Below are 1,084 nucleotides of genomic sequence, written 5' to 3' on the forward strand. Positions count from 1 at the left end.
CTCGCCGAGCAGATCGCCGCGGCCGGCGACCCGCCGCCCGCGGCCGCCAGCCTCGGCGCGGACTTCGCCCGCCTGCCGCCCTTCGGCCTGCTGCCGGCCCACGTGCTCGAGCTCGAGGGCCTGCGCAGCGACTTCTTCCCCGGTGGGTTCGAGCTCGACGCGGCGCCGATCCCGAGCGAGCAGCTCGACGCCGCGCTCGCCGAGGCCGCCCCGCTCGCCCCCCTCGACACCAGCCTGGGCGAACGCGTGCGCCTGCTGGTGCCGGTTCCGCAGGCGGTGTTCGAGCCGCGCCTGCTGATCCGCGAGGTGATCGACCCCGAGTTCGCCGCCACGCTGGCGGCCTTCGAGCTCGTGCGTGCGCGCCAGCTCGGTGCCCGCCAGGGCCTGCGCACGCGCGCCGCGCTGCTGGCACGCGCGATCAGCGGGCGCAGCCTCGCGGTGCCCGAGATCGCCGCCGATCCGGAGGCGCTCGAGCCCGAGCCACTCGCGCCCTGGGGCCCGCCCCCCGCAGGCGGGGGCCATCGCGCGACGCTGCGCGACGGCATCCACCAGCACTTCTTCGAGGCGGCCACCGAGACGCTCGCCGTGGCTGCCGGCGGCGAACTGTTCGCCTGGGTCTACCTCGACCCGGAGCAGCCGCCACGCACGCTGATGCTGCAGTGGCACGCCGGCAACTGGGAACACCGCGCATGGTGGGGTGAGGACCTCATCCCCTGGGGAGCGGCGGGCACGGCCGCCCATGCCCGCCTCGGCGAGCTGCCCCCGAGCGGGCGCTGGGTCGGGCTGCGCATCCCGGCCGCCCTCGTCGGACTCGACGCGCAGGTGCTCGACGGCATGGCGTTCACCCTCTTCGACGGCCGCGCGGCCTGGGGCATCACCGGCAGCCGCGCGGCGAACGGCAATGCGCAGAAGTGGTTCTGCGGCGTGCTGCCGGCCAATGCCCGCAGCGGCGGCGACGAAGCCTGGACCCTGCTCACCCACAACGACCTGTGGGCGCCCTTCGAGCGCATCGACGGCGTCGAGCCGGCGGACGGACGCGGCGCACCGGCCGGCGGCGGGCATGCGGCGCCGGCCGCGGCGGATG

Annotated in this window: 1 pseudogene; it reads left to right on the top strand. The window is 76.7% G+C overall.

The window, feature by feature from the left end:
* A pseudogene (locus C667_RS23210) lies at positions 1-1,084 on the top strand (hypothetical protein); the annotation flags it as partial.

The sequence above is a fragment of the Thauera phenylacetica B4P genome (assembly GCF_000310225.1).
GTDB lineage: Bacteria > Pseudomonadota > Gammaproteobacteria > Burkholderiales > Rhodocyclaceae > Thauera > Thauera phenylacetica.